Source organism: Streptomyces sp. NTD91 (assembly GCF_059510455.1).
On record NZ_JCAJZW010000147.1, the window covers coordinates 1 to 751 of the forward strand.

1 protein-coding gene is annotated in these 751 nt (G+C 72.4%); it reads right to left on the reverse strand.

What is annotated here, in order from left to right; genetic code table 11:
* Window positions 1-751 (reverse strand): ketoacyl-synthetase C-terminal extension domain-containing protein (locus tag AC5WRT_RS38975; protein ID WP_496098946.1); only part of this gene is annotated, 751 nt, incomplete at both ends.

Genomic DNA, 751 nt, shown 5'->3' on the forward strand with positions numbered 1-751 from the left:
CATCCGGTACGGCATCGAAGGCGCCGGTGATCGCACTGGGTGCCGTGCCCTGCGATGCCAAGGCGCCAAGCGTGGCGGCGAGTTCGGGGCGGTCGGTGCCGAGGACGACGGCCCGGTGCTCGAAGGCGGCCCGGGTGGCGGCCAAGGACCAGGCCACGTCCACGGGTCGTACGGTCTCGTCGGCCGACTCCGCGAAGGCGGCCAGTCGGCCCGCCTGGCCGGCCAGACCCTCCTGGCCACGGCCCGACACCAGCCAGGGCACCGTGCTGTCCGCGGCGAACACCGCCGATGTCGCAGTACCGTCGTCGAGCTCCGTCCTTTCGGTCTCCTCGCCGACCTCGGGGTCGGGTTCGGGGGCCTGCTCCAGGACGACGTGGGCGTTGGTGCCACTCCCGCCGAAGGAGGAGACGCCCGCGCGGCGCGTCCGGCCGGTGTCGGGCCAGGGCTGGTTGTCGGTGAGGAGTTCGACGGCGCCGGAGGACCAGTCGACGTGCGGGGTCGGCTCGTCCAGGTGCAGCAGCTTCGGCAGGACGCCATGGCGCATGGCCAGGACCATCTTGATGACGCCGGCGACACCGGAACTGGCTTGGAGGTGACCGATGTTGGCCTTGAGGGAGCCCATGTGCAGCGGCCCTTCGCGGTCCTGGCCGTAGGTGGCGAGCACGGCCTGCGCCTCGATGGGGTCGCCGAGGATGGTGCCGGTGCCGTGCGCCTCGACCGCGTCCACCAGGTCGGGGGTGAGTCGGGCGTT